Annotated in this window: 5 protein-coding genes; all 5 read left to right on the forward strand. The window is 46.3% G+C overall.

Annotated features, from left to right (window positions below; all coding sequences use genetic code 11):
• The first annotated feature begins 33 nt into the window (after positions 1-33).
• Positions 34-462, forward strand: a complete 429-nt coding sequence (locus QVP03_RS03100) for a hypothetical protein (protein WP_130063065.1) — start codon at positions 34-36, stop codon at positions 460-462.
• A gap of 355 nt (positions 463-817) precedes the next feature.
• Positions 818-1,018 (forward strand): hypothetical protein, encoded by a 201-nt coding sequence (locus QVP03_RS03105; RefSeq protein WP_130066107.1) that lies wholly within the window; start codon positions 818-820, stop codon positions 1,016-1,018.
• Positions 1,019-1,262: 244 nt separating this feature from the next.
• On the forward strand, positions 1,263-1,709 hold the full coding sequence (locus QVP03_RS03110) for a hypothetical protein (RefSeq protein ID WP_022332158.1): 447 nt from the start codon (positions 1,263-1,265) through the stop codon (positions 1,707-1,709).
• Positions 1,710-1,782: 73 nt separating this feature from the next.
• Positions 1,783-2,112 carry a single-stranded DNA-binding protein gene (locus QVP03_RS03115; protein ID WP_022332159.1) on the forward strand — a complete coding sequence of 110 codons (330 nt, stop codon included), beginning with the start codon at positions 1,783-1,785 and terminating at the stop codon, positions 2,110-2,112.
• Positions 2,113-2,195: 83 nt separating this feature from the next.
• Entirely contained in the window at positions 2,196-2,396 is a 201-nt protein-coding gene (locus QVP03_RS03120; RefSeq protein WP_014774889.1) for a DUF6722 family protein, read from the forward strand.
• Positions 2,397-2,540 lie beyond the last annotated feature (144 nt).

Raw genomic sequence — 2,540 nt, forward strand, 5'->3', positions numbered from 1 at the left:
TCCGGCGCAGGAGGATAAAGTCTGCAAAAAGCTATGTCTACATCAGATTTAATTATGTCGATTCTCGCTGAAAAACCGTTGAATCTCATGAGTTGGAATGTGACCTGCGGTGCTGGTGGCACCCTTGCTGGTCGGAAGGCTTTTATACTCAAGGTCAGTGGGTTCAAACATCAGGGAGCCGTTGTGATTTTCCCCAATTCTTTGGATGGTTATTTCGACATTGAACTTATCGATGAGAGTGGTGAAGTTGTCGAATCGGTCGAATATATTTCTGCCTGCAAATTGTCAGAAATAATCGACCAGCTGGTTGAAGTGACGGAAAACTATTCCGATGACATCGTACGTTGGTTGCGTAAATGTACGCCTAACGAAAATCAGATTCAAAAAATTGGACGTATGGCAAAAGTGTGTCCGGAAGTGGCCGCCGAGATCAAGTTGAAGACATTATTTTCCAAAAGGTAATGTAGAGGGCCGGTTCGCCGGCTCTCTTTTTTTGCTCGTAATTTCATACCATGCCCCGCAGGCGGGGCATTGGTCGCTCCTAAAACGTACGACTTGCAGGGCGTTGCAAGTCGTTCGTTTCTCCACGTCGCGGCAGGACACCCCTCGCGTTGCGAGGGAGAGCGGTATTTTCTCTCTGGGTCTGACCGGGCTGTGGTTTCGCACTCCGGCTGAATTCAAGATTTCTGCGACCTGACGGGTCTCATCCCTTACACGTTGCCTTCAGACCATTCTGATACAAAGTACGAACACTGCATTTTGCCGGGCAATGAACCCGCGAAATATTTTCTTAGGAGTCCCTTCGGGAACTGTGTTTATGATGAAAAAATTTACCCCGGCAGGCCGGGGCACGCTGAAGAAATTTTTTCAAAAATATTTCCCGGAACCCTTGCGCCGGTTTAGCGGTAGAGAGCGACCGCCTATGCCCATTCCAGAGGAACGGGCGGCCGCTCCATTTTTATTTCAAAATGTCAGTGTTCGATACGAGTATCAGAAAGGCTCTGAAGGCAACGTGTAAGGGGATGACCCCTCGTTCTTTGAAATCTTGAAAACATCCGTCGGCTGGGAAACCACAGCCCGGCAAACCTTCGAGAAAATGATATGTTTGATAGAAAGGATAAAGGGCGTGACGAGGATGTTAGCGAGATTTCAGCAATAAAGTTCTTTGACGTATTAACCAGCTCCGCTCGATGTGATCGGCGGATGGCGGGGAGCGAAGCCCCAGCGGAGCACACTATTTAACCTTTTAAAATTTTACAATTATGAAAACTTATTTAGCAACAGTCTGTCTTACGAAAACCTACACCGACAAGATGTGTAACCAAGTGTTATTACAAAAGGAGTTCCCCGACGAGAAAGCCGCCCATGCTTGGCTGAATAAAGCGCTTGAGCGCTACAATTATGTCGCAGGGATCAAAGGCTTGTGTTATGTGTCTTGGTTTTCGCTGGATGACGAGAACGGCACCCAGCTCCTATATTTCGATTATTTCGCTTCCGACGCACCACACGAGATACAGGCGCGCGTAACACTTACGAAAAAGTATCCGGCACAAAAACAAACGATTGTTTTAACTCATAAGTGCGCGTGCTACAACCACGCGATTTTGTGGATTGACTGGGCGTATCTGAAATTTGAAAGTAGTGAAAATGCGACTTTTAGCAGTGGTGAAATGATTGATGCAAAGACCGAAATTGTCATTGACAAGTGAAACATTTTTCGTAAATTTGAGGTGCAGTGCCTCGCAGAACCTCACGATGTATAGGTTAATCGTTCAAATTTCTATGAAGAGAATCACGATTACCGGTAATCTCGGTAAGGATGCCGAATGCCGCGAGGGGCAGGGCGGTCACAAATTCGTATCGTTCAGCGTGGCGTATGCAGAACGGGATACGGATGCCAAAGACGAACAGGGCAACCCGATCAAGGAAGCCCAGTGGGCGGAGTGCGAAATTTATGTCAAGCCGGAGAACTCAGCCGAGGGAATCGTCAATCTGCTGAAGAAAGGCCGTTTTATCTACGTGGAAGCCTATGATAAGGTCGAAGCGTGGTTGGATAAAGAGAACAAGCCCCGTGCCCGTGTGATTTACCGGGTCACGAATTTTCAGGTCTGACCTTATGAACATCGACGGCCATTGCGCCGTCGATGTTTTCAAAGTCTATCTATTTCGGTGAAAAATTTGCTATATTTGCACCTATGAGAAAGGAATTGGGTAAATGGTTCATGGATATTGCCAAATATCTTCTAACGGCAGTTGTCGTTGGGGCCTTAATTAGTGATATAGAGAATTCGCGATGGCTTGTTTATGTCGGAGGGATCGGGGCGACATTGAGTTGCTTGTTTATTGGCTTGGGGTTACTTCGGCAGAAAGAAACAAATAAAACACAGGAGGAATAAGTATGGCGGCATTTTGGATTTTTATTTTTATTATTGCTTTTGCAGTGGCAATATTAATTTGGAGTAAGACAGATAAGGGAAAGAAATGGCTCTTGTAATTTCTTCCCTTCACCTATCAACATCGCGTCCCGGCTGGTTAGAACC

The sequence above is a fragment of the Alistipes sp. CAG:29 genome, assembly GCF_000435435.1.
GTDB lineage: Bacteria > Bacteroidota > Bacteroidia > Bacteroidales > Rikenellaceae > Alistipes > Alistipes onderdonkii.